This window comes from Acidihalobacter sp. (assembly GCF_037381185.1).
Lineage (GTDB): Bacteria > Pseudomonadota > Gammaproteobacteria > DSM-5130 > Acidihalobacteraceae > Acidihalobacter_A.
Genome location: NZ_JARRQY010000013.1, coordinates 34096 through 57407 on the forward strand (window position 1 = coordinate 34096; position 23312 = coordinate 57407).

The 23312-nt window shown below is 64.0% G+C and carries 23 protein-coding genes and 1 tRNA gene; 17 read left to right on the forward strand and 7 right to left on the reverse strand.

What is annotated here, in order from left to right; all coding sequences use genetic code 11:
- Window positions 1–147: 147 nt before the first annotated feature.
- The 5 genes from P8014_RS06680 (at window position 148) to P8014_RS06700 (ending at window position 4675) form a co-directional block, all read left to right on the forward strand.
- Window positions 148–1389, forward strand: coding sequence for an ABC transporter substrate-binding protein (locus P8014_RS06680; protein ID WP_337816535.1), 1242 nt, complete (start codon window positions 148–150; stop codon window positions 1387–1389).
- A gap of 73 nt (window positions 1390–1462) precedes the next feature.
- Window positions 1463–2344 (forward strand): branched-chain amino acid ABC transporter permease, encoded by an 882-nt coding sequence (locus P8014_RS06685; RefSeq protein ID WP_337816536.1) that lies wholly within the window; start codon window positions 1463–1465, stop codon window positions 2342–2344.
- On the forward strand, window positions 2337–3272 hold the full coding sequence (locus tag P8014_RS06690; protein WP_337816537.1) for a branched-chain amino acid ABC transporter permease: 936 nt from the start codon (window positions 2337–2339) through the stop codon (window positions 3270–3272). Before P8014_RS06685 ends, P8014_RS06690 begins: the two co-directional genes overlap by 8 nt.
- Window positions 3262–3969: an ABC transporter ATP-binding protein gene (locus P8014_RS06695; RefSeq protein WP_337816538.1), complete on the forward strand. Its 708-nt coding sequence runs from the start codon at window positions 3262–3264 to the stop codon at window positions 3967–3969. Before P8014_RS06690 ends, P8014_RS06695 begins: the two co-directional genes overlap by 11 nt.
- A 4-nt stretch (window positions 3970–3973) precedes the next feature.
- Window positions 3974–4675, forward strand: coding sequence for an ABC transporter ATP-binding protein (locus tag P8014_RS06700; protein WP_337816539.1), 702 nt, complete (start codon window positions 3974–3976; stop codon window positions 4673–4675).
- Here P8014_RS06700 and P8014_RS06705 read toward each other — a convergent pair.
- Together P8014_RS06705 and P8014_RS06710 are read right to left on the reverse strand one after the other, a co-directional pair.
- Entirely contained in the window at window positions 4670–5863 is a 1194-nt protein-coding gene (locus tag P8014_RS06705; RefSeq protein WP_337816540.1) for an MFS transporter, read from the reverse strand. The genes P8014_RS06700 and P8014_RS06705 overlap by 6 nt on opposite strands.
- 57 nt (window positions 5864–5920) lie before the next feature.
- Window positions 5921–6718, reverse strand: a complete 798-nt coding sequence (locus P8014_RS06710) for a DeoR/GlpR family DNA-binding transcription regulator (protein ID WP_337816541.1) — start codon at window positions 6716–6718, stop codon at window positions 5921–5923.
- A gap of 135 nt (window positions 6719–6853) precedes the next feature.
- Here P8014_RS06710 and P8014_RS06715 point away from each other — a divergent pair, with 135 nt between their 5' ends.
- A complete protein-coding gene (locus P8014_RS06715; RefSeq protein ID WP_337816542.1) occupies window positions 6854–7303 on the forward strand; it encodes a DUF6314 family protein in 450 nt (149 codons plus the stop codon).
- Between the two features lie 46 nt (window positions 7304–7349).
- Here the strand turns inward: P8014_RS06715 and P8014_RS06720 are convergent.
- Window positions 7350–7425: transfer RNA gene (locus P8014_RS06720), tRNA-Glu, on the reverse strand.
- A 93-nt stretch (window positions 7426–7518) separates the two neighbouring features.
- Between P8014_RS06720 and pcnB the strand changes: the two genes are divergently transcribed.
- From pcnB to panC, 5 genes are read left to right on the forward strand one after another with little or no spacing between them, the layout of a single operon-like run.
- Window positions 7519–8856 (forward strand): polynucleotide adenylyltransferase PcnB, encoded by a 1338-nt coding sequence (gene pcnB / locus P8014_RS06725; protein WP_337816543.1) that lies wholly within the window; start codon window positions 7519–7521, stop codon window positions 8854–8856.
- Between the two features lie 2 nt (window positions 8857–8858).
- Complete coding sequence (gene folK / locus P8014_RS06730; RefSeq protein ID WP_337816544.1) at window positions 8859–9392, forward strand: 2-amino-4-hydroxy-6-hydroxymethyldihydropteridine diphosphokinase; 534 nt, start codon at window positions 8859–8861, stop codon at window positions 9390–9392.
- The gene (locus tag P8014_RS06735) at window positions 9385–10035 is read left to right on the forward strand and encodes a deoxynucleoside kinase (RefSeq protein ID WP_337816545.1); all 651 of its coding nucleotides are present in this window, start codon (window positions 9385–9387) and stop codon (window positions 10033–10035) included. Before folK ends, P8014_RS06735 begins: the two co-directional genes overlap by 8 nt.
- 7 nt (window positions 10036–10042) lie before the next feature.
- Window positions 10043–10855: a 3-methyl-2-oxobutanoate hydroxymethyltransferase gene (panB, locus tag P8014_RS06740; RefSeq protein WP_337816546.1), complete on the forward strand. Its 813-nt coding sequence runs from the start codon at window positions 10043–10045 to the stop codon at window positions 10853–10855.
- The gene (panC, locus tag P8014_RS06745) at window positions 10856–11704 is read left to right on the forward strand and encodes a pantoate--beta-alanine ligase (RefSeq protein ID WP_337816547.1); all 849 of its coding nucleotides are present in this window, start codon (window positions 10856–10858) and stop codon (window positions 11702–11704) included.
- Window positions 11705–11774: 70 nt separating this feature from the next.
- Here panC and P8014_RS06750 read toward each other — a convergent pair whose 3' ends face one another.
- Window positions 11775–12134 carry a hypothetical protein gene (locus tag P8014_RS06750; RefSeq protein ID WP_337816548.1) on the reverse strand — a complete coding sequence of 120 codons (360 nt, stop codon included), beginning with the start codon at window positions 12132–12134 and terminating at the stop codon, window positions 11775–11777.
- 92 nt (window positions 12135–12226) lie between these two features.
- Complete coding sequence (locus P8014_RS06755) at window positions 12227–13123, reverse strand: MurR/RpiR family transcriptional regulator (RefSeq protein WP_337816549.1); 897 nt, start codon at window positions 13121–13123, stop codon at window positions 12227–12229.
- Between the two features lie 137 nt (window positions 13124–13260).
- On the opposite strand from P8014_RS06755, the gene P8014_RS06760 reads away from it, so the two are divergent.
- From P8014_RS06760 to P8014_RS06785, 6 genes are all read left to right on the forward strand, one after another.
- Entirely contained in the window at window positions 13261–13806 is a 546-nt protein-coding gene (locus tag P8014_RS06760; protein WP_337816550.1) for a TRAP transporter small permease, read from the forward strand.
- On the forward strand, window positions 13803–15083 hold the full coding sequence (locus P8014_RS06765; protein ID WP_337816551.1) for a TRAP transporter large permease: 1281 nt from the start codon (window positions 13803–13805) through the stop codon (window positions 15081–15083). The genes P8014_RS06760 and P8014_RS06765 overlap by 4 nt, the downstream gene beginning before the upstream one ends.
- 25 nt (window positions 15084–15108) lie before the next feature.
- Window positions 15109–16140 (forward strand): DctP family TRAP transporter solute-binding subunit, encoded by a 1032-nt coding sequence (locus P8014_RS06770; RefSeq protein WP_337816552.1) that lies wholly within the window; start codon window positions 15109–15111, stop codon window positions 16138–16140.
- A gap of 68 nt (window positions 16141–16208) precedes the next feature.
- On the forward strand, window positions 16209–17435 hold the full coding sequence (locus tag P8014_RS06775) for a diaminopropionate ammonia-lyase (protein WP_337816553.1): 1227 nt from the start codon (window positions 16209–16211) through the stop codon (window positions 17433–17435).
- A complete protein-coding gene (locus tag P8014_RS06780) occupies window positions 17432–18697 on the forward strand; it encodes a Zn-dependent hydrolase (protein ID WP_337816554.1) in 1266 nt (421 codons plus the stop codon). Before P8014_RS06775 ends, P8014_RS06780 begins: the two co-directional genes overlap by 4 nt.
- Entirely contained in the window at window positions 18694–19626 is a 933-nt protein-coding gene (locus P8014_RS06785; protein ID WP_337816555.1) for an N-carbamoyl-D-amino-acid hydrolase, read from the forward strand. The genes P8014_RS06780 and P8014_RS06785 overlap by 4 nt, the downstream gene beginning before the upstream one ends.
- On the opposite strand, the gene P8014_RS06790 is transcribed toward P8014_RS06785, so the two are convergent.
- Together P8014_RS06790 and P8014_RS06795 are read right to left on the reverse strand one after the other, a co-directional pair.
- Window positions 19627–23079, reverse strand: coding sequence for a translocation/assembly module TamB domain-containing protein (locus P8014_RS06790; RefSeq protein WP_337816556.1), 3453 nt, complete (start codon window positions 23077–23079; stop codon window positions 19627–19629).
- Window positions 23076–23312: BamA/TamA family outer membrane protein (locus P8014_RS06795; protein WP_337816557.1), on the reverse strand; the 237-nt coding region annotated here is incomplete at its 5' end. The genes P8014_RS06795 and P8014_RS06790, both read right to left, overlap by 4 nt.

The following is a 23312-nucleotide window of genomic DNA, read 5'->3' on the forward strand; positions in this document are numbered from 1 at the left end:
GGTTCGAGTCGAGGAGCAAAGCGGGTCGGCGTGTGCGCGATGATTTGTGCGAGGGGAACTTTGGCGGGTGAATGGGGTCCACCGCGTGTAACGAATTCGGGCCTTCAAGGTGCGGATTACTAGAACGGTAGACAGGAGAGAGAACTTATGAGTCAGTTAGGGCGATACATAAGAATCGCACTGGGCGTCTTCGCGGTTTTTGGCCCCAGCGCACTGGCATACGCATCTTCCCCCCCGTCCGTAATTAAGATCGGCACGCTCTATGCCGGCAGCGGTCCGTTCGCGGTCGCTTCGCAGGGCCAGTATCAGGGGGTGAAGTTCTGGGCCAAGTCGGTCAACGCACAAGGTGGCGTCTTCGTCCAGGCCTTCAACAAGAAGATTCCGGTGAAGATTGTCGCCTATGACGACCAGAGCTCGACGTCGACTGCGACCACTCTGTACAACCAGTTGATAACCCAGGACAAGGTCGATCTTCTGGTCGCCGATTTCGGGTCGGTGCTGACCTCCGTTGCCGTCCCCTTGGCTGCCGAACATCACATGGTTCTGATCGACCCAACCGGTTCGGGGGCAAATTTCTTCACCCACAAGACTCGCTATATCGCTGATGTCAGCATCCCTTCGTCCACTGTGTGGCCGGTACGCCTGGGCCTGTTCCTGCGCGAGCACAAGATCAAGCGCATCGCGGTGGTCTACGGGTCGAACGACTTCGACGCATCTCAGGCCAATACACTCAAAAGCGTGCTCGCGAAGGGTGGCATAGACCCGGTGTATTTCCATGCCGTGCCGACCAATGAATCCAATTACACCGTGATGCTGCATACGATTGCCGCTCGCAGCCCGGATGCGGTGATCGAATTCGGCTATCCGAACAATGACATCGCATTTCTGCACGCGCTATCCTCCAGTGGCCTGCATTTCAAGATGGTTTTCACCATCTTCCCCGGCCAGTTGCTGAACCTGCTCACCAAGAACGTCGGCGAGAAAGTGCTGTCCTATACCTACACTTATCCGACTCCGCCGCTGGTCAAGTACGATCATGTGAATCTTGGTTTGAACACCGCCGGGTTCATTGCGGCCTTCAAGGTGGCCGAGCATGCGGAACCGAATTTTCTGGATGCGGCCGGCTACAACACCGGACTGATCATGCAGAAGATGCTGGGCACGTCGCCCCGCTTCAACCAGGGCGATTTCGACAAGGCCTTGCTGCGGATGTCGGGGCACACGAGCACGGTGCTGGGGCAGTTCAAGATGAACGATCACGGCGCGCAGCTCGGTGAGCTGTTCCCCGTGGCTCAGATCGTGCCCAAGGGCGGCAAGAACCATATCGTGGTCGTCTATCCGAAGCATCTGGCCACAGGCAAGCTCATCTATCCTGCGCCGCAGAGCTGATGGGTTGCGCCCGTCCGGCTGCCGTGCGGCCGGGCGGGCACTGCTCCGATCACAAGGATTAAAGGGGGAAGCGGTGAGCCTATTCGAATACGCTCTGATCGGGGGCATTCTGTACGGGATTTTCTTCAGTCTGATCGCCGTCGGCCTCAATCTGGTCTTCGGCGTGATGCGCATGATCAACCTGGCGCACGGTCAGTTCGTCGTGCTTGGTGGCCTTGGGGCCTCGGTGCTCGTAGATCGGCTGCACCTCAACCCGCTGTTCGGAATCCCGCTGGCGATTGTCGGCGCTATCGTCATCGGCTATCCGTTGTACTACGCGGTGGTGCCGCGGCTACAGAAAAGCCGTGATCCGGAAATGCTGTCGTTCATCCTGTTCTTCGGGGTCGCGCAGATCATCGAGGCCTTGAGCGTCATGGCTTTCGGGCCTGACCAGCGCTCGCTGCCGGGTGAGGCGCTGGGCAGCGGCAGCATAGCGGTGCTGGGGCAGTCGTTCCCGGACAGTTGGTGGGTGGCGGCGTTGGTCAGCGTGCTAGCCATTGTGGGGCTCTATCTCTACTTCGCCCGTACCAAACTCGGCTATGCGACACGCGCGATCATGGCCGATCGCGACGAGGCGCGTGCCACCGGTATCAATGTCAACAGCTTGTCGGCGCTGGCCTTCGTCATCGGCTTGGCGCTGGCCGGTATCGCCGGGGTGTTCGTGCCGTATTTGCTCGGTTCGGTGTCGCCCAGCGATGGCAACAGCCTTACGACGACCTCCTTTGCCATCGTCATCATCGGCTCGTTGGGCAATGCACTGGGTACCGTCGTCGGTGGGTTGGTCTTCGGCCTAGGCACCATGCTGATGCAGACCTATTTCTCTTCGTGGTCGAATTTGGTGCCTTACGCGCTGCTGGTGCTTATAGTGTTGATCCGCCCCTCCGGGCTTCTTGGGAAGGCGGTGCGCCATGCGTGAGACAGCGGCGGTACGGCGTTGGATGCCCGGTGGTGTGTTCCTGCTGGTGGTGGGCGTGTGTTTCATGCTGTTGCCGAAGGTCTACGGCAACACGTCGCTGCTGTTCTCCATGATGACCTTCGTGGTATTGGCGCAGGGGTTGAATCTGCTCTATGGGTTTACCGGCTATCTACCTTTCGGCTATGTCGGATTCTTCGGCGCCGGTGCGTACGGCACCTCGCTGCTCGTTCTACACACCCACCTTCCGGTATTGGTCTGCGTTGCCGGCGGGGCGCTGGCGGCCGTGCTCATGGCAGTCGTTCTGGGGCCCTTGCTGCGCTTGTCGGGCGCCTATTTCTCGATTGCCAATTTGGCGGCCTCGCAAATTCTGTTCTATGTCGTCTCCAATCCGCATCTGAGCAAGATCACTGGCGGTCCTTACGGCCTGTCGGTGCAGAAGGCCTACGATCCGCATGGCAGCTATCTGACCATGGTGGCGGTGATGCTGCTGTCCATCGCGCTAGCGACCTATTTCCGCTCGTCACGATTCGGCATGGCGTTGCACGCCATGCGTCAGGATCCCGTGAGCGCGTCCATGGCGGGCGTGCATGTGGTCCGCGAACGGCTGATCGTGTGGCTCACCTCGGCCGCAGTGGCCGGGCTGGCGGGAGGGGTGTATGCCTGGAACCTGTCGGTGTTCTATCCGGACGCGGTCTTCACGCTGCAGATCAGCGTCTTCGCTATCGTTTTCGCGCTTTTCGGCGGGGTCGGCACCGTCATCGGTCCGGTGGTGGGGGCGATCGTCCTGTACACCTTCTATAACGGTATCGGCATCTCGGCGCCGCAGTACTTCGAGTTGTTCTATGGGGTGCTGATCGTGCTGTTGGTGCTTTTCCTGCCGAACGGCATCACTTCTGTGCTCTCGCGCTGGGGGTTGCGTGTCTTCTGATCCTCTTTTGCGCTTGGACGCAGTGGGCAAGCAGTTCGCCGGCATGACCGTTCTGGACGATTTGAGTTTCTCCGTCCAGCCGGGCGAGATCGTTGGCCTGGTCGGCCCCAACGGCTCGGGCAAGACCACGACCATCAATCTGATCTCCGGCCTGCTGAGGCCGGACCACGGACGCATACTCTTTGCGGGCCACCCGGTGCATCGACTGCCCATGTTCCGACGTGTGCATTTGGGCATCAATCGCAGCTTCCAGGTGCCAAAGCCGTTTCGCGAAATGACGGTGCGCGAGAATATCCTGGTCGCCGCTCATTTCGGCGGCAGCGATGCGGTGAAGGTTGACGATGTGCTGGCCGAAGTCGGTCTGCTTGAGCAGGCCGAAACCGTGGCGGGAGGGCTGACCGTCAATCAGCAGAAGATGCTCGACCTCGGGCGTGCGTTGGCAACCGATCCGAGGCTTTTGCTGATCGATGAGATCGGCGCTGGCCTCAATCCGGCGGAACTCAACGTCGTAGCCAAGTTGCTCGAAAGAACCGCCGCGCGCGGTATCGCGCTGGTGGTGGTCGAGCATTTGCTTGATTTCCTCAATCGGATCACCAATCGGGTTATCGTGTTGGGCGCCGGGCGCATGCTCTTCGAGGGCACGCTGCAGGCGGCTTCCGAAGACCCGGATGTGATCGCCGCGTTCATCGGAGGTTGAGGCGATGGCGCTACTCGAAGTCAAAGGCGTGGAATCGGGCTACGGCCAGTTGCAAATCCTGTGGGGCATCGATCTGGATGTCATCGCCGGCGAGACGGTGCTGCTGCTTGGCGCGAATAGCGCCGGCAAGACGACTCTGCTGCGCACTTTGATCGGACTCTTGCCGTGTTGGGCGGGAAACATCGGATTCGACGGGGACGTGCTGCAAACGCTGCGCCCCGATCAGCGCATTCGACGTGGCATTGCCTTCATGTCTGAACTCGGGGTGTTCCCCGCTCTGACCATCGAGGAGAACATACGCCTCGGCGGTTACGCCTTGACACAGGCCGAAGTCCGCCGGCGCAGCAAGGAACTGTTCGAGCTGTTCCCTGATCTTGCGAACAAGCGCCGCCAGTATGCGAGCAGCTTGTCGGGCGGTCAGCGCAAGATGCTCGGCATCGCCAAGGTGCTTGTTTCGCGGCCACGGTTGCTGTTGATGGACGAGCCTTCTTCAGGGCTTGCACCGGTATTCGTCAAGCAGGTGATAGACGCCCTGAAAACCGTTATCGGTGGCGGGACTTCGCTGCTGATCGCGGAACAGAATGTCGCCTTTCTGGAATTGGCCGACCGCGGTTTTCTGATCGATGGCGGCCGCGTCAAGCTCTCCGGTACGCGCAATGAGCTCGAAAGCGATGATTCCGTGCGGGCCGCTTATTTCGGTCTATAGCGGTGTGTTCCCACGCGGCAGCTCGGCGCTCTTGGCCGCTCCCAGGACCCGGATGATGAGTCGTACCGCGAGCAGACAGACGAAAGCCAGCAGGGCCATGAACAAGGGCGCCGCAAGTGTGCCGCTGCGGTTGATGATCTCTCCGATTAATGGAGGGAAGATCACCCCTCCGAGCATGGCAGCTGCGATCACGTAGGCGGTTGCCGAGCGCGCCTCGGGCACGCAGCGATTGAGCCAGGCGAGGCCGGTGGGAAACAGTGGGGCGATGAACAGGCCGACGCCGGCATAGGCGTAGGGCGCCGCGGCCGGGATGGTCGCCGCAGCCAGGCACAGCGCCATGCCGGCGCAGCTTACCAGCATGATGCGTTCGGTGGACCAACGCAGCCCTATGAACACGGACAGGAAGCGTCCCAGCGTCATCATCAGCCAGAACACGGCGGTCGCCGCGGCGGCGAAGGACGCGGCGTAGCCGACGTCCTCCAGATGTGTGGGTTCCCAGCCGCCGACGCCGGTCTCGATGGCAACGTGGAAGACGTAGATGAGCAGGAATGCGCCGAGCAGCAGGAGGCCCCTGCTGCCCCCCTGCGTGGGCAGTTGGGCGGCGCCGTCGCCGTGCTCAGTGCGGTTGCTGATCGAACCCAGGGCGAGCAAGGGGATGGCCGAACCGACGGCGCAGGCGACAAAGGCGATCTGGTAGTTCTGTGCGCCGATCCAGGCGATCAGGGCCGGTGCGGCTATCGCGCCGACGCCGAAATGCGCGTTGATCAGGTTGACCATGGAGACGCTGCGTTTGCCGAAGCCGACCGAAAACAGGAAGTTGAGGCCGAAGTCCATGCCGCCGTAGCCCAGCCCGATGGTGAAAGCAGCGCCCAGTGCGAGTGGCCAGCTCGGCGCGTAGGCGAAGGCGATGCAGCCGATGGCCATCAATGCGTACGACACTCCGAGCAGGCTGCGGTTGCTGAACCGCGCGTAGACGCCGTGGAACAGCAGCACGCCCAGAACCCCGCCGAGAAAGTGCGCGCTCAGGCTCATGCCCGCCATGCCGGGGGATATGTCGTATTTCTGCATGAGATAGGGGATTGCCGGGCCGTACAGCGCCTGTTGGGCGCCGATCACCATGAAACCGAAGCACGAGGCGATCACGCCGGCGGGTGTGGCGGCCGAAGAGGTGTTGGCGGATGCGTTCATCGATGTATCTCTGCGCTCATGTCGGGGGACGGCTTGCGCGGCGGGTCCGAAAATCGGTTACCGGGGCGCAACAGGGGCAGCGGCGAGCAGTCCGATGCCGAGGTCCTCGAATCGTTCGGCTCTGGCGCGCGGGGCATCCGCTTCGACGACCAACTGCGATATGCGGTCTGCGCGGGCGACGACGAAGGGCGCGGCCGTACCGAGTTTGTCGTTGGTGGCGGCAACGGCCACATCGGTGCTGGCGTCGACGAAGGCGCGTTTGACGTCGGCTTCGTCCGGATCGAATGTGGTGACTCCCACGCCAGGATCGAGTCCGCATGCGCCGAGCAGACAGAGGTCGGCGCGCATCCTGCGGATATTGCGTACCGTTGCGGCGCCTACGGCGGCACCGTTGCCCGGCAGCACGCGACCGCCCAGCAGCAGCAGTGTGATGCGCGAGTGGTCGGTCAGGGCCGCGGCAATGGCCGGTGCGTTGGTGACGACCGTGAGTTCGGCGTCGCTCGGCAGAATCGAAGCGATGGCGAGATTCGTTGAGCCGGAGTCCATGAAGACGATTTGACACGGTTCGATCAGCGCAAGCGCGCGTTCGGCCAGCGCGCGCTTGCGCTCCGGAATCTGTCGGGTGCGTTGCGACAGGGGGCTTGCGGTCGGCGTCGACAGCAACGCGCCGCCGTATATGCGCTGACAGAGTCCGGCTGCGGACAACTCGCGTAGATCACGGCGGATCATGTCCTCTGATACGCTCATTTCCGCAGCCAGTTCGCTGGCGAGGACGCGGCCGCTGCGCTGCAGGCGTTCCATGATCGTCTGGCGTCGTTCGCCCGGGAGCAGAGCAGAGCTGATGACTTTCGGCATCGGGTTCTTCTCAACGATTGAGCTTGGGAGACTCAAGAATATAGCGCAAAAATATGGATAAACAAGTGAAAACAAGGATTCCTGTTGGTGCCTGTTTTACGTTTCCCTGTGGAATCTGAGGTGCAGGCCCTAGCGATGCCGAAAAAAGGTAAAGCGCCGTTTCCCGTCGACGATCTGGCGAAATTCCTGTGCGGAGAGTGGCGTCTGGCTCGGCGACTGGTGGCGCTGGATACGCTACATAGCGGCACGGCCGAAGGGCAGGTGAACTTCCGGTTGTTGGGGGACGGACTGGTGTATCGCGAAACGGCGGAGGTGTATTTTGCTGGTCACCGCGGCCGAGCGATGCGCGAATATCGCTATCGTCTGGTCGAGCCGGGCTGTGCGGAGGTCCGTTTCGCAGATGGCCGTTTGTTCCACGGGTTCGATCTGCGCCGGGGACACTGGCGGGCCGAGCATGTGTGCGGCGAGGATGTCTATCGCGGCAGTTTCCGCGTATTGGGGCCGGGGCTGTGGGTCGCGCGCTGGCGGATACGCGGGCCGCGGAAGAATCTGCGCATCATGAGTGTCTACGAGAGAACTCGTTGAATCTATGGGGCGATGCCGGAAAGACGCGGATGGTGCAGAGAGGGGATGGCGCTCCCACGGGGACTCGAACCCCGGTTTTCGCCGTGAGAGGGCGACGTCCTAGACCGCTAGACGATGGGAGCGTGTAGCCTGCATGGCTCGGGAAAGGCTGGTATTATATCCAGCTTTGCGATTATGACAATAGCCCCATATATAACTGCCTTGCAGATGCATTCGTGTCGACTCTGAATATTCCTTCGGCCTTTCCCGAGCCGGTCATCGTACCGCGCGCGGAACATGGCATTTCGCGAGCCCAGATCAGCCCCAGTGCGCTGAAGGTGCTGTATCGGCTCAAGGACGCCGGTTTTGCCGCCTATCTGGTCGGCGGCGGGGTGCGTGATCTCCTGCTTGGGCGAGAGCCCAAGGATTTCGATATCGCCACCGACGCGCACCCGGAAGAGGTGCGGGCGCTGTTCCGTAACTGCCGGTTGATCGGCCGTCGCTTCCGCCTGGCCCACGTGCGATTCGGCAGCGAGATCATCGAGGTGGCCACGTTCCGCGCTCCGCACGACGGCGCCGAGGACGAGGGGGCCGGGGAGTTGAGCGAAGACGGTCGCATCCTGCGCGACAACGTCTACGGCACCTTCGAACAGGATGCCTGGCGGCGCGACTTCACAGTCAACTCGCTGTACTACAACATCCGCGACTTCTCGGTGGTCGACCATACCGGTGCCATGGCGGATATCGCCGAGGGGCAGATGCGCCTGATCGGTGATCCGCAGGTGCGCTATCGTGAGGATCCGGTGCGCATGCTGCGCGCGGTGCGCTTCGCGGCCAAGCTTGGTTTCCGTATCGAGGAGGCCAGCGAGGCGCCGATCTTCGAACTGGCGGACCTGTTGTTCGATATCGCTCCGGCGCGCCTGTTCGATGAAGTGCTCAAGCTGCTGCATGGCGGCGTCGCGCTGGAGACTTTCGAGCAATTGCGTCGCTACGGCCTGTTCCGTTCCCTTTTCCCGTTAACCGAGCGGGCGTTGGAGCGGGAGGATCAGGGCTTTCCGATGACCTTCATCGCGCGGGCGCTGGAGAACACGGACCGACGTATCACCGAGGGCAAGCCGGTGACGCCGGCGTTCCTGTTCGCGGTGCTGCTGTGGGAGCCGGTGCGGCTGCGCACGGCCGAGCTGGTGGCGGAGGGCATGGGCGAGATTCCGGCGCTGCAGGTCGCGGCGGCCGAGGTCACCTCGGAACAGTTGCGTCACGTCGCCATCCCGAAACGCTTCAGCTTGCCCATGCGCGAGATCTGGACGCTGCAGCCTCGCTTTGCGCAGCGCCGCGGCAAGCGCGTGGCGCGGTTGCTGGCGCATCCGCGCTTTCGCGCCGCCTATGATTTCATGTGCCTGCGGGCCGCAGTGGGCGATGGCGATCCGGAGTTGTGCGCCTGGTGGACGCAGTTGCAGGAGACTGACGCCAGCGGTCAGGAGGAGCTGTTGCAGCAGCAGACGGCCGCCGAACCGGCGCGCAAGCGGCGCCGGCGTCCGCGCAAGCGTGCACGCAAGCCGGGTCCCGATGCGTGAGCATGGCTGAAAGCGGTTTCCCTGAGCGGGCCGGCGACACGAATCCTGCGGTGCTCGCGTATGTCGGGCTTGGGAGCAATCTCGAACGGCCGCAGGAGCAGTTGTTGCGCGCGTTCGGCGAATTTTCGCGATTGCCCGGAACGCGCTTGGGCGCCAGTTCCGGGCTGTACCGCAATCCGCCCATGGGGCCTGTGCCGCAGCCGGACTACGTGAACGCGGTGGCGGCCCTGGAAACCCGCCTGTCGCCGCTTGAGCTGCTCGATGGCCTGCAGGCCATCGAGCAGGCGCACGGGCGGGTGCGCATCGAACGCTGGGGACCGCGCACGCTGGATCTGGATCTGCTGCTCTATGCCGATCAGGTCATCGACGAACCACGCCTGCAGGTGCCGCACCCCGGCCTGCATGAGCGGCCCTTTGTGCTGTATCCTCTCGCCGAAATTGCACCGCGATTGACCATCCCCGGTCGCGGACCGGTGACCGAGTGGCTGGCGCGGTGTCCCTCCGGAGGCCTTGTTCGTATCGATCCTCATGTCTGAAACGCTTCCTTCCCACATCGCCGTCGAAGGCCCGATCGGCGTCGGCAAGACCACGCTGGCGCGCCGGCTGGCCGACGACTTTGGTGCCGAGCTGTTGCTGGAGCAGCCCGAGAAGAATCCGTTCCTCGAGCGCTTCTACGAGGATCCGGCGCGAGCAGCGCTGCCGACCCAGCTGAGCTTTCTGATGGGGCGGGTGCGCCAGATGCAGACGCTGCGCCAGAGCGATCTGTTCGCGCCCGTGCGGGTGGCCGATTTCATGATCGAGAAGGATCGTCTGTTCGCGGAAGCGACCCTGGATTCGGACGAGCTGGCGCTGTACGAACAGGTCTACGGTCATCTGACCATAGATGCACCGCGGCCGGAACTGGTGGTCTATCTGCAGGCGCCGGTGGACGTTCTGCTCAAGCGCATCGCGCGCCGTGACCGCAGCTACGAGAGGGACATCGAGGTGGTTTATCTGGAGCGTCTGTGCGAGCGCTACGCGGATTTCTTCCATCATTACGACGAGGCGCCGCTGCTGATCGTCAATGCCAGCGAGATCGACATCGTCAGCAACGAGCGTGATTATCAGGCGCTGGTGCAGGAGATCCGTCACGTGCCGACCGGACGTCGGTACTTCAACCCCCTGCCTTTTTCGATGTGAAGGAATCATGAGCGTACACAGCGAAAGCCGACGGATCACCGTCGCCACCCTGGCCCGCATGCGGCGCGAGGGCGAAAAGATCGTCAGCCTCACCGCTTACGATGCCGCATTCGCACGTCTGGCGGACGAGGCGGGCATCGACGTCATCCTGGTCGGCGATTCCCTGGGCATGGTTGTGCAGGGGCGCGAGAACACGGTCGGTGTGACCATGGACGAAATGGTCTACCACACGCTGCTGGCCTCACGCGGCCGCAGCCGCGCGCTGCTGGTGGCCGATCTGCCGTTCCTGAGCTGCGCCGATCCCATGCAGGCGCTCGTCAACGCCGGTCGGCTGATGCAGGAAGGCGGAGCGGACATGGTCAAGCTCGAGGGCGGTGCGGCCCAGGCCGAGGTGGTCGAGCGCCTGAGCGTCAACGGTGTGCCCGTGTGTGCGCACCTCGGGCTGCGTCCGCAGTTCGTGCACAAGCTCGGTGGTTACCGCGTGCAGGGGCGTGAAGCCGAGGCGGCGGCAGCGCTGCTCGAAGACGCGCGCGCGCTGGAGGAGGCCGGCGCCGAGCTGATGGTGCTCGAGTGCGTACCGGCCGCGTTGGCCGAGGAGATCACTCAGGCTGCGGGTATCCCCGTCATCGGCATCGGCGCGGGCGCGGCCTGCGATGGGCAGGTGCTGGTGGTGCATGATGTGCTCGGCATCACTCCCGGGCGCCCGCCGCGTTTCGCACGCAATTTCATGACGGGGCATGACAGTCTGTCCGGCGCGCTGAAAGCCTATGCCGAGGCGGTGCGCGAAGGCAGTTTCCCCACCGCTGAAGAGGCTTTCTGAGTGCGCGAGACGCAACGCGATTTCGAACTGCGCACCATCGTGCGCGGCTGGCGCAGCCAGGGCGAGCGTATCGCGCTGGTGCCGACCATGGGCAATCTTCACGAGGGGCATCTCAGCCTGGTCGATGAGGCCAAGCGCCGCGCGGATCGCGTGGTGGTGAGCGTGTTCGTCAACCCCCTGCAGTTCGATCGCCCGGATGATCTGGATGCCTATCCGCGCACGCTGGATGCCGACCGCAGGGCCCTGGAGCAGCGTGGAGTGCATCTGTTGTTCACGCCGGAGGTGGATCTGCTTTATCCGCGCGGCATGGAAGCGGCAAGCAAGGTCAGCGTTCCGGGTTTGGGCGAAATGCTCGAAGGCGCCGCCCGGCCGGGGCATTTCACCGGCGTTGCCACCGTGGTGTGCAAGCTGTTGAACCTGGTGCAGCCGGACGATGCGGTATTCGGCGAGAAGGACTACCAGCAGTTGTTGCTGGTGCGCCGCATGGTCGAGGACCTGCATCTGCCGGTACGCATTCACGGCGTGCCGGTGGTGCGCGCCGACAGCGGTCTGGCGCTCAGTTCGCGCAACAACCGGCTGAGTGACGACGAGTGCGCGCGGGCGGCGCAGCTGTACGCGGCACTGAACAAGGCTGCCGGCCTACTCGCCGAGGGTGCGCCGGTCGACGTTGTCGAAGCTGCGGCCGCGGAGCGACTCGGCCAGCGGGGATTCCGGGTCGACTACGTTGCGGTCCGCCGCGCGAGCGATCTCGAACCCGCCGGTCCGGATGACGAAGAGGTGGTGATCCTGGTTGCGGCTTGGCTGGGGCAGGTGCGTTTGATCGATTGCGTGCGGGTGGAGCGGGCTTGAATCCTTCGGGGATTGCCCCGCGCGTCGCCATCGCCGCGCGGCTCACGGTGCATGCTGGTATGTATGGGTTCTAGTCTCCTCGTCCCTGTTCCCTGTTCAACTCCTTTTCAGCCTGCTCCAGCTCTTTTTCAAGCTGCTCCAGGTACTCGCGCTGGGCGCGCCTTTCCTCTTCCGCATAACGCTTGATGCGCCCATGCCATGGAAGGCGCAGCGTTATTCGTACGGCCATCTTCACCAACCACGCCAAACAGAGAAGCCCTATGCCGGCGAACAGCACGCTGATGCCGAGGCCGGTGTTGGTGTACAGCTTCGCTGCGGATGCGGCATAAAAACCCAGCGCCGCTAAACCAGCGATCATTAGCCAGATTTGCAGCGTTGTCAGTCGGTCCGCGATCTTTCTTCTGCGGTTTGTATCGTGATGTTCGGACATTAGTTCTACTCGCTGATCGAGACGTGATGCGGCACGCAGCGAAACACTATTGATCCGGCCACTATTTGACTGCCGGATCAATAGCGTATCACTCAGGTGTCCGGTGGCAGGGGGAACTGCAGCGGGGCCGATGAGTCCAGTTCCTCCAGGGCCTCGTGCAAGGTCTCAATCTCTTGCAGGCGTTGCTGCGCGTCCGTGCTCGTATCGCGGAACAGCAGGGCGCAGACGAGGTTGATGATGCTCATCGCCGCGACGTAGGAATCGAACGGAGAGATGCTCCGAACCTCGCAGGTGACCGTCCAGGTGGCGAGCTTGGCGGCCGCGACGGCGGAGGGGTCGGCGATGAGCAGGATGCGTGCACCGCGTTTCCGGGCGACCTCCATCAGGCGCAGCGTGAGGTCGATGCGCCTGCGCAGCCCAACGATCACCAGCAGGTCGTGTTCCCCTATGTCCACCAGGTCCTCACCGAGCGTTTGTCCCGGTGCCGGTATCAGTCTGATATCGGAGCGCATCAGCGCCAGTTGCCGGTACAGATACTGGGCCAGGAAATGGCTGTTGCGGAAGCCTGCGACGAAGACGTGCTGCGCCTTGCTCAGCGTCTTGCCTATCTCGCGCACCGCGTCAGGGCGCAAGCCTTCCAGGGTGCGTGAGAGGTTCTCCGATTCGCGCGCGAGGTGTTCGGCGATGAGGCGGCTGCGTGATTGCGGCGGTGTTTGACTGGTCAGGTAGACCGGCGAGCCCCAGCGCTGTGCGGCTCTGACGCTGTGGCGGACCTCGTTGAAATCGCTGTAGCCGAGTCTGCGAAACAGGCGGGTGGCGGCGGCCTTGGATGTGCCGGCCATGCCGGCCAGTTCGGTGGCCGAGTAGGTGGCGATGTCGCCCGGAAAGTTGAGCAGCAGGTTTCCGAGCCGCTTCTCGGCAGGGGGGAGCCGTTCGTAATGCTCGCGGATGCGACTTTCCAGATCCTGGGATTCATTTTCGCTTTTCATGCGCTGTTCGCTCGTGCCTCTTCAATATACGTAAGCATGCTAAGGGGTTTTTGCCAACACTGAAACTTAAGTATTAATAGTTGCAATTATTGAAATTATAGTTTCAAATCGGTTCATGCGAGCGTTTTGGGGGCACTATGGTTCAACGCACGGCATGGCAATCAGGGCTGCAAGGCGCAGTACGGCTGGGGGGCGGCCTCAACCGGGTGGTCGAATGGGTGTGCGCGGCCCTGGTCGCGGCCATGGTCGGCATCGTGTGGTACGGCGTGTTGGCCCGCTATATCCTGCATACCGGCGAGACCTGGAGTGGTGAGGTCGCGCGCTATGTGATGATCTGGGCGGCTCTGCTCGCCGTGTCGGTCGGCGTGTACCGGCGCGAACACATCGGCGTGGAATTGCTGCTCGGACGCTTGCCTCCCCGTGCGATGTACGCACTGCGTATCGTCATCGACCTGATCGGCCTGGCCTTCTTCGCCGCGCTGGCGGTGTTCGGCGTCGGCATGACGCTTAGCGGCGGGCAGCAGTACACGCCGCTGTTCGGCGGTGTCTCGATGATGGTGCCGTTTCTGTCCGTTCCGGTCGCGGCGCTGCTGTCGCTGGTGCAGATGGCCGTGGTGTTGATCCGCGACTACCTCGTTCATGACGACAGCCTGCCCGCGCAGCCGATGGGAGGCGAGGCATGACGCTGGTCGCGATCGTCTTCTTCGGCCTGATGCTGCTGGGTGTGCCGGTCGGCATTGTGCTCGGCGTGGCGGGCATGGCCGGCCTGCTGCAGCTCGGCGGCCTCAATTTCATGGGCATGGCGCCGCAGCGTTTCTTCGGCGGCCTGAATCTGTTCACCTTCATGGCGATGCCGTTTTTCATCCTGGCGGGCGAGATCATGAATCGCTCGGGCATCACCGAGCGTCTGATCGACTTCGCCGATGCCCTGGTCGGATATCTGCGCGGCGGCCTGGCCCATTCCAATATCGTCGCTTCGGTGCTGTTTGCCGGCATGACCGGCGCGGCCACCTCGGATGCCGCGACCTTCGGCAACACCCTGGTGCCGGCAATGGTGCGCAAGGGCTACAGCCGCCCCTTCGCCTGCGCGGTGACCGCGGCGGGGTCGATCGTCGGGCCGACGATTCCGCCGTCCAATCTGATGGTCATCTACGGTTCGATGATGGGGGTGTCCATCGCGGGTCTGTTCGCCGCCGGGATCATCCCCGGCCTGATCATCGCCCTGCTGTGCATGGGCGTGATCGCGGCATTCTCGCGCCGTCTGCGCCTGCCCAAGGGCGAGCGCGGCCCCAGCCTGCTGCACATAGTGCGCAGCTTCCGCTCCAGCGTGCTGGCGATCTTCATGCCGGTGATCATCCTCGGCGGGATTCTCGGCGGCATCGTCACGCCCACCGAGGCGGCGGCGATCGCAGTGCTTTACGCACTGGTGGTCGGTGGTCTGGTGTACCGCAGGATCACGCTGCGCGATCTGGTGGACATGCTGGTGCGCACGGCGCGCGTGACCGGCGTGGTGTTCCTGATCATCGCCTCGGCCTCGATCCTGAGCTGGTGGATGGCCTTCAACCAGATTCCGCAGGCGATCGCCACCTCGTTTCTGGGCATCTCGCACAACCCGCAGGTGGTGATCCTGCTGATCCTGGGGCTGCTCCTGTTCGTCGGCATGTTCATTGATATCAACGCCGCGCTGATCATTCTCGCGCCGGTGCTGGCACCGCTGACGCTGAACATCGGCATGGATCCGGTGCAGGCCGGCGTGATGATCGTGCTGGCACTGAACATTTCGTTGATGACGCCGCCGGTCGGCGCCTGTCTGTTCGTCTTGTCTTCGGTCACGGGAGAGCGTGTCGAGCGCATCAGCGCTGCTCTGTGGCCATTCATTGTGGTCGAGGTTCTGGCCCTGTTGGTCGTGGCGTATTGGAGCGATCTGACGCTGTTCCTGCCGCGATTGTTCGGATTCTGATCCGTTACCCTGGAGGTAAGTAGCAATGAAACCGTTGTACAAAGTCCTGTCGGCCGCCGTGCTGGCCTTGGCGCTCGGACCGACGTCCGCGTTCGCCGCTACGGTCATCAAGCTGGCGCATCTCAACAACGACGATCCGTTCAACAATCCGGCCGGCGCGATGGCCTCGGTGTTCAAGAACCTGGTGGAAACCGGCACCAACGGCGAAGTGAAGGTCGAACTGTTCCCCAACGGCCAGCTCGGCAGCCAGAGTGACGTGATGCAGCAGGTGCGTTCCGGCGTGATCCAGTCCTCGATCATGTCCGAGGGCGGAATGGCGTCGGCCTGTCCGATGATCGGCGTGGTCGACATGCCGTTCGCGTTTCCGAGCATCAATACCGCTTTCGACGTGTTCAACGGCCCGTTCGGCAAGACGCTGGCCAAGGATATCGAGGGCAAGACCGGCCTGATGGTGCTCGGCTTCGGCAACTCCGGCGGCTTCTTCGATTTCACCAACTCCAAGCATCCCGTGCATTCTCCGGCCGACATGAAGGGGCTGAAGATCCGCACCATGAGCCTGGAGACGCAGAAGGCGCTGGTCGCCTCTCTCGGCGCGCAGCCGGTGAACATCCCCTGGTCCGGCGTGTACACCGCCTTGCAGACGGGCGTGGCCGACGGTCAGATGAATCCGGTGCCGATCATCTCCTTTGCCAAGCTGTACCAGGTGCAGAAGTACCTGACCCTGAGTCAGCACCTGTTCGCCCCCTATGTCTGGGTCATGAACAAGCAGGCTTTCGCCAAGCTGACGCCTGAACAGCAGCGCGTGGTGCGCAACGCCGCACAGGCGGCGGTGATTGCCGGCTGGGGCGTGGCGATGGCGATCGAGGCATCGGATCGCGGCATGCCGCTGCTCAAGAAGCACATGGAGGTCTACAGCCCGACTGCGGCGCAACTGGCCGAGTTCCGCGACGCCAGCCAGCCGGCGGTGCGCAAGGTCATCGTGGAAAAGTTCGGCAAGCCCGGCGAGGCGCTGCTGAACCAGTTCATGGCCGCGATCAAGCAGGCTGAAATCAAGTAATTAAGCGCATGACGCCGCCGCAGCCTGGGGGCTGCGGCGGCTGCGCACAGTGCAGGAAAGAGACGGCAATGGGTTTGGTTTCCAAGGACATAAACTTCGATCACGTGTCCAATCCGCGCGTGTCCGACGGCGTGATCGGCTTGCGCCAGTTAGCCGTGCTGAACGACGCGGCCTTCGCGAAGGCCTGGACCGAGATTCGCAGCTGGCCCGGCTATGCGCCCACGCCGCTGCGCGATCTGCGCGGTCTGGCGACGGCGGCCGGTATCGAACGCATCTGGTACAAGGACGAGGCCGCACGCTTTGGGCTCGGCAGTTTCAAGGCGCTGGGTGGAGCATATGCGGTGCTGCGGCTGCTGCTCGGTCAGCTCGAGTGTCTCGGCCACAAGGGCGTTACCGCCAGCGACCTGCTGGCCGGAAAATATCGTGACGAGGTCGCGAACATCACGGTGACCTGCGCGACCGACGGCAATCATGGGCGGTCCGTGGCCTGGGGCGCGCAGCAGTTCGGCTGCCGCTGCGTCATTTACATACACGCGACGGTCAGCGAGGCGCGAAGTGCGGCCATCGCGCGCTACGGCGCCGAGGTCGTGCGGGTGCGGGGCAACTACGACGATGCCGTGCGCCGCGCCGACAAGGATGCCCGCGTGCTGGGCCGTTTCGTGGTGTCCGATACCTCGTATCCCGGGTATACGGACGTGCCGCGCGATGTGATGCAGGGCTACGCGGTAATGGTCGAGGAGGCGCTGCAGCAGTTGCCGGACGACGCGTTGCCCACCCATGTGTTCATCCAGGGCGGCGTTGGCGGACTGGCCGCCGCGGTCTGTGCTCACACCTGGCTGCGCCTCGGTGAGCGCCGCCCGCGCGTGGTGGTGGTCGAGCCCGAGCGTGCAGCCTGCCTGCTGGAGAGTGCGCGGGCCGGTGAGCCGGCGGTGGTGCATGGCGATCTGGAGACCATCATGGCCGGCCTCGCCTGCGGCGAAGTCTCGGTGCTGGCCTGGGAAGTGCTCGACGAGGGCGTCAGCGATTTTCTCTCCATTCCCGATGCGCTGGCGGAAATCTGCATGCGCCTGCTCGCCGACGGCGTCGGTGGCGATGCACCGTTCGTTGCAGGCGAATCGGCGGTGGCCGGAATGGCCGGCTTGCTGCTCGCGCTGGAGCGCCCCGAGTTGGCGGCCGCTCTGGAGCTGGGGCCGCAAAGCCGGGTTCTGCTGATCGGCAGCGAAGGCGATACCGATCCGGACATGTACGCACGGATCGTCGGCCGGAGCGCCGACGAGGTGAGGAGGGTGGCATGAGCGACGAACTGCGGGTGGACGGGCGGCGGCTGGACGCGCGCCTGGAGCGCCTGGGGCAGGTCGGTGGCCTCGAAGGAGGCGGCGTTTGCCGCCTGGCGTTGACCGATGCGGACCGCGACGGGCGTGATCTGGTGGTCGGCTGGATGCGCGAGCTTGGCCTGGAGGTGCGTATCGACGGCATCGGCAACGTGGTCGGCGTGCGCGCCGGAAGCGAGGCCGGGCCTCCGGTGATGATCGGTTCGCACATCGACACCGTGCGCACCGGAGGGCTCTACGACGGAAATCTGGGCGTGCTCGCCGGGCTGGAGGTCGTTGAAACGTTGATCGATGCCGGGGTGGAGACGCGCCGGCCGCTGGCGGTGGCCTTCTTCACCAACGAGGAAGGTGCACGGTTCGCGCCCGATATGATGGGCAGCCTGGTTTTTCAGGGAGATCTGCCGCTGGACGAGGCGCTGGCCACCCGCGGCATCGACGGCGCGCCGCTCGGCGACGAATTGCAACGCATCGGCTATGCCGGCGCAGCGCCCGTGGGTGCTGCGGCCAACCCGGTGCACGCCTATATGGAATTGCATGTGGAGCAGGGGCCGGTGCTCGACATCGAGGGCGTAACCATCGGTGCGGTGGAAGGCGTGCAGGGCATCTCGTGGACCGAGTTCACCGCGACCGGCGTCTCCAACCACGCTGGCACCACGCCGACCCGTTTGCGCCACGACGCCGGCTTGCTCGCCGGGCGCGTGATTGCCTTCGTGCGCGAGTTGGCGGTGGAATTCGGCGGCGATCAGGTCGCCACGGTGGGTTCGCTGGAACTCAAGCCCAATCTGGTCAACGTGATTCCCAACCAGGCGCGCTTCACCGTCGATCTGCGCAACACGGATGCCGAAAGGCTGCGCGAAGCCGAACGCCGCCTGTTTGCCTTTGTCGACGAGATTGCCGCCGCAGAGGGTTTGCAGGTAAGCCATCGCGCGTTGGCGCGCTTCGAGCCGGTGGTGTTCCAGGCCGAGATGGTTGACCGCGTCGAGCGCGTCGCGCGCACCCTGGGCCACAGTGTGCGACGTCTGCCCAGCGGTGCCGGGCACGATGCCCAGATCATGGCGCGCATGTGTCCGGCGGGGATGGTGTTCGTGCCCAGCGCCGGCGGCATCAGCCACAACGTGCGCGAGTACACATGTTCCGAGGACATCGAGGCCGGCGCCAACGTGCTGCTGCACACGGTGCTTGAACTGGTCGAGCCTGTTGCCGGTGCCGGCAGGGAGGGCATATGAGTCGGATGCTGACGGTCGGTGCGGCCCAGCTGGGGCCGATCAGTCGTGAGGAAACGCGTGGCGAGGTCGTTCAGCGGCTGCTGAGCTTGATGCGCAAGGCCAAAGCGCGCGGCTGCGACCTGGTCGTGTTTCCGGAGCTGGCTTTGACCACGTTCTTCCCGCGCTGGTACATGCAGGATCAGGCGGACGTCGATGCCTACTTCGAGACCGAAATGCCGGGGCCCGAGACGCAGCCGCTGTTCGATACGGCGCGCGAACTGGGTATCGGCTTCTATCTGGGCTATGCCGAGCGGGTCGAGCAGGCTGGCCGTGTGCGCCACTTCAATACCGCGATCCTGGTCGATGCGGGCGGTGGCATCGTCGGCAAGTACCGCAAGATCCATCTGCCGGGGCATTCGGAGAACGAGCCGTGGCGCGCCTTCCAGCATCTGGAGAAGCGCTATTTCGAACCCGGGGACCTGGGCTTCGGCACCTGGCGGGCCTTCGGCGGTGTGCTCGGCATGGCGTTGTGCAACGACCGGCGTTGGCCGGAGACCTATCGTGTGCTCGCGCTCAAGGGCATGGAGCTGATGATGCTCGGTTACAACACGCCGATCCATTATCCCCCCGTGCCCGAGCACGACCATCTGCAGGGGTTTCACAACCATCTGTGCATGCAGGCCGGCGCCTACCAGAACGGCACCTGGGTGGTGGCGGTGGCCAAGGCCGGGCGTGAGGAAGGTTGTGAGCTGCTGGGGCAGAGCTGCATCATCGCCCCGACCGGCGAGATCGTCGCCATGAGTTCGACGCTGGATGATGAGCTGATCGTGGCCGATTGCGATCTGGATCGCACGCGTGAAATCAAGGAGAACATCTTCAATTTTGCGCTGCATCGCCAGCCGCAGGAATATCGTCTGATCGCCGAGCGCAAGGGGACGGTTGCGCCCTGATCAGCGCTGTCCGAATTCGATCTGATAGAGCAGGTCGAGCGCCTGGCTGGCGCCGGATTGCGCCTCGACGCTCAGGTGATGGGTGAGGCGGTAGGTCAGCGAGAGCGTGTTCATGCGCTCGAACAGTCCGGTGCTGTAGCGCACGTAGATGTCCGGCGTCAGATACTTGCCCAGCACCAGCGCGCTCTGCTGCAGGGTGTCGCCGCCCTGCACGCTGATTTCGTCCAGGCCGGTACGTTGCTCGAGCTGACTGACGAGTCCGCCGCCGTTGTCGGCCACGTTCATGCTGTAGACCGCCCTGAGCAGTAGCGCGGCATCGCTGCGCGATCCTTCATTGATGCCGTGGCCGGTGAGCAGCCAGGACAGCGCGTCGGCCTGCGACATCGGCGGATCGGCGCTGATTTCCGAGCGCGGCGACTTGAGCGTGCCGGTGACGGCCAGTTTGGCGGTCACGGCGCCGGTCTGGCGCTGAGCGACGACGTCGAGACCGGGGTTGTCGACCGGTCCCGCGAAGTTGAGCATGCCGCGGCTCAGCGTGAGTTTGAGTCCGTATGCCGAGTAGCTGCCGTCGACGATATTCAGAGTGCCGTCGGCGCTGGGCGAGGCGCCGCCCTGCTGGCGCACCAGCAGGTTGCCGCGCAGCGTGCTGGTCAGGCCCAGGGCGTCGATGCCGACCTTGTCGCCGAGCACGAGTTCGACTGCCGCATCGATCTGCGGTCCGTGGCTTGGAGCTTTCTCCTGCCCGACGACCACCGTGTCCGGCGAGACGCTGACCGCTTTCGCGGGCAGCCGGTGTACGCGGATCTTCGCTTCAGGCACTTCGACCTTGCCGCGGATCTTGACCAGCGCCGGATCGGCGTCGATGCGGAGCTGCGGACTTATCAGCGCCTGAACCTGGGGAAGGTTCACCGCTTCGAAGTTGCTGCCGCTGATCTGCATGGCGAGCTTCGGTTTGCCGCTGTCCAGGCCGCGTATCTCGCCCTTGGCCTGCAGCGAACCGGGGCCGGAATCGGCTTTGGCATCGAAATTCAGGATGCCACTGTTTTCCGGCAGTCTGGCCTTAATCTGGACGTGTTGCAGGCGAATGTCCGCGGCGAGTACTGCGGCGCTGGCGTCGTTGAGCGAAGCGGTGCCGGCGATGCGCGGCTGTGCGAGCGTGCCGCCCAGCGTGAGCTGCGCCTGTGCGGAGCCGCTCAGTGCGTGCAATTGCGGGGTGAAGGATTGCAGTGCGGAGATGTCCGGCAGATCGAGTCGCAGCGAGCCCGAGAGTGGGCGTCGGCCCTTGGCGTCGGCGCCGCCGACGTCGGCCTGCGCTTCGATGCTGGCCTTCTGCTGCGGGAATACGGCTCGGGCGGTAGCCTGGAGTGCGCCCTTGCGCAGGGTGGCCCGTACTTCGGGCACGGCAAAATGCAGCGTTTGTTCGCCGCCGGTGTCGCGCATCAGCAGCTCGCCATTGGTCAGTTGTAGTTGCAGGTGGCCGTTCAAGGCATCTGGCGGACCTGACAACTGGGCCGTGCCGTCGATCCGGCCGGCAAGATGTGCGCCGGGCGGCAGTAATGCTCCGAGTAGTGTCAACGGCAGCGCACGAATATTGGCCGCAGCATCAAGTTTTCCTTCGCCAGCATTCAGGTTAAGGCAGAGTCGGGCGTCAGGACTGCCGATGGGACGAAGGCAGCTTTCGGACACTTGCTGGTTTTGGGCGCTGATGTCCACTGCGGCAGGTGCGGCGAGCTGCCAAGTCGGGCCTTGGGCGGGCGTAAGTTCCAGTCGATTCAGGTTGCCGTGCCAGCGTTTGACGGCGTCGTTGAGGCCCCCGCGGGCGGATAGAGCGATTCGGCCCCGTGCACTGGTGGCGTCCAGCGTGAACTGCTGGTTGGCCGGTGTGCCGAGCGCCTGCGCCTGGATGCGCTGAAACTCGATGTTGCCGCGTTGCACTCCATCGAGTGTGAGGCGTGCGTCCAGCCTGTTGTCAGATGCCGGCGCGATGTCGAGCTTGACGCTGCCTGCCTTGACCCCGTTCCAGGCCAGTTGCCGCCCACGGATGGCAGCGGTGATGCGCGGCCAGCTCCATGGGCCGTCTATTCTGGCCTGTCCCTGGAAGCTGCCGTGCAGCGATGGCGCCAGGTTTTCAGACTTTGGCAGATTGAAGTCGAGCACAATTTTGCCGCGCTGAGCGTCGGCTTCGCCGCTGAGCCGCAGATGTCCGCCGCCGGCTTGGATGCTGGCTGTGCGCAGGTGCAGCATGTTCTGTCGCCAGGCGGCGGAGGCTGAGGCCTGGAAAGGCAGGGCGCGCAGTGTGCCGTCGAGTCGCTTCAGCTCCACGTTGGCGCTGTTGGCACTGCCCTCGGCGCTCAGTTCGAATCCAAGTCGCTCCGGCCAGTCTCGCCAGTATGCGCCGGGGGTGATGCCGGTGCCGTGCAGGCTGGTGGTCCAGCTGACTCCGGGCGACCAGGACACGGAGCCCTTGCCGTCGACCTCACCGTCTAGGGTCTTGAGCAACAGCTTGTTGAGTTGGAAATGATGACGGTCGCCGTTGCCCTCCAGTGCGAGGTCGGCAGTGGGCAGGCTGGATCCCTCCAGCCTTGCCTGCAGGGACGCCGCGTAGGCCTCCGCCAAGCCTTTGAGCTGCAGTGTGCCCTGCGGGCTGCGCCAGCGGCCGGAACCCTGAAGGGGCCAGTGTGCGTGCTGCCATGTGAGCGTCAGATCGGCGCTCTGGGTACGGGGTGCGACATGGCCGTGGAGTTGCGCGGCAAAGGGGGCCGTGAGGCGCTGCATGAGGTCGACGCGATCGATGTTGCCGGACAGGCTGCCCTGGCCGGCGAGCCGGGTGCCGTCGGGCAGCCGCCAGTTCCAGGCGAGGCGCAGTTCACCCGTATAGGGCGGCGCCAGCTCGGCGCCGCCGACGAACTGCAGGCTGCCTTGCGGCGTCAGGACGTGCAGTGCACCGATATGGAGCTGTCGCCCCTGCAGGCGGGCGTGGCCACGGATGGTGCCGATCCGCCATGCCTGCGAACCGCGCACCACGATGAGGTCGCGAAGACCGAAGCTTGCGAGGGTCACGCCCAGCGGTAGGTCGATGCTCGGATCGGCGGCGCCGGTTTGGGGCTGTTTGGTTTGATTCTCGGGCAGGATCAGCGCTATGTGCGAGGCGGTCACTTCGTTCAGATGTACTCTTCCGGCGAGCAGGTCGAGCGGGCGCCAGCGCAGGCTGGCATGCGCGATGCGCAAGCTAGCCGAAGCGTCTTGCCACGCGATGCCGTATAGGTCCAGGCCGCCGAGCAGGCTGCCCCGGCTGCGCTGGAGTTGCAGCGGTAGTTTGCCGGCCTGTATGACGATGTCGATCAGCCAGCGGGTGCCCGGCGCGGTTCCGACCACGGCGTAGAGCGCCGCGCTGGCGACGACGAAAAGCGCCAGCAGTGCGTACAGCAGGCGGGTGAGCAGGCGGCGGATCACAGCGCGGTACCCATGCTGACGTGCAGGCGGATGTAGTTGCCTTCACTGTCGAGCGGATGGGCGATGTCGAGGCGGATCGGGCCCAGCGGCGAATGCCAGCGCAGACCCAGGCCGACGCCGCGGTGCGGATCCAGAGGCAGGGCGTTGAAGGCGTTGCCGGCGTCGTAGAACGCGGCCCAGTAGAAGTCGCTGTACAGATGGTGATCGTACTCGACGCTGGCCGTGGCGAGATA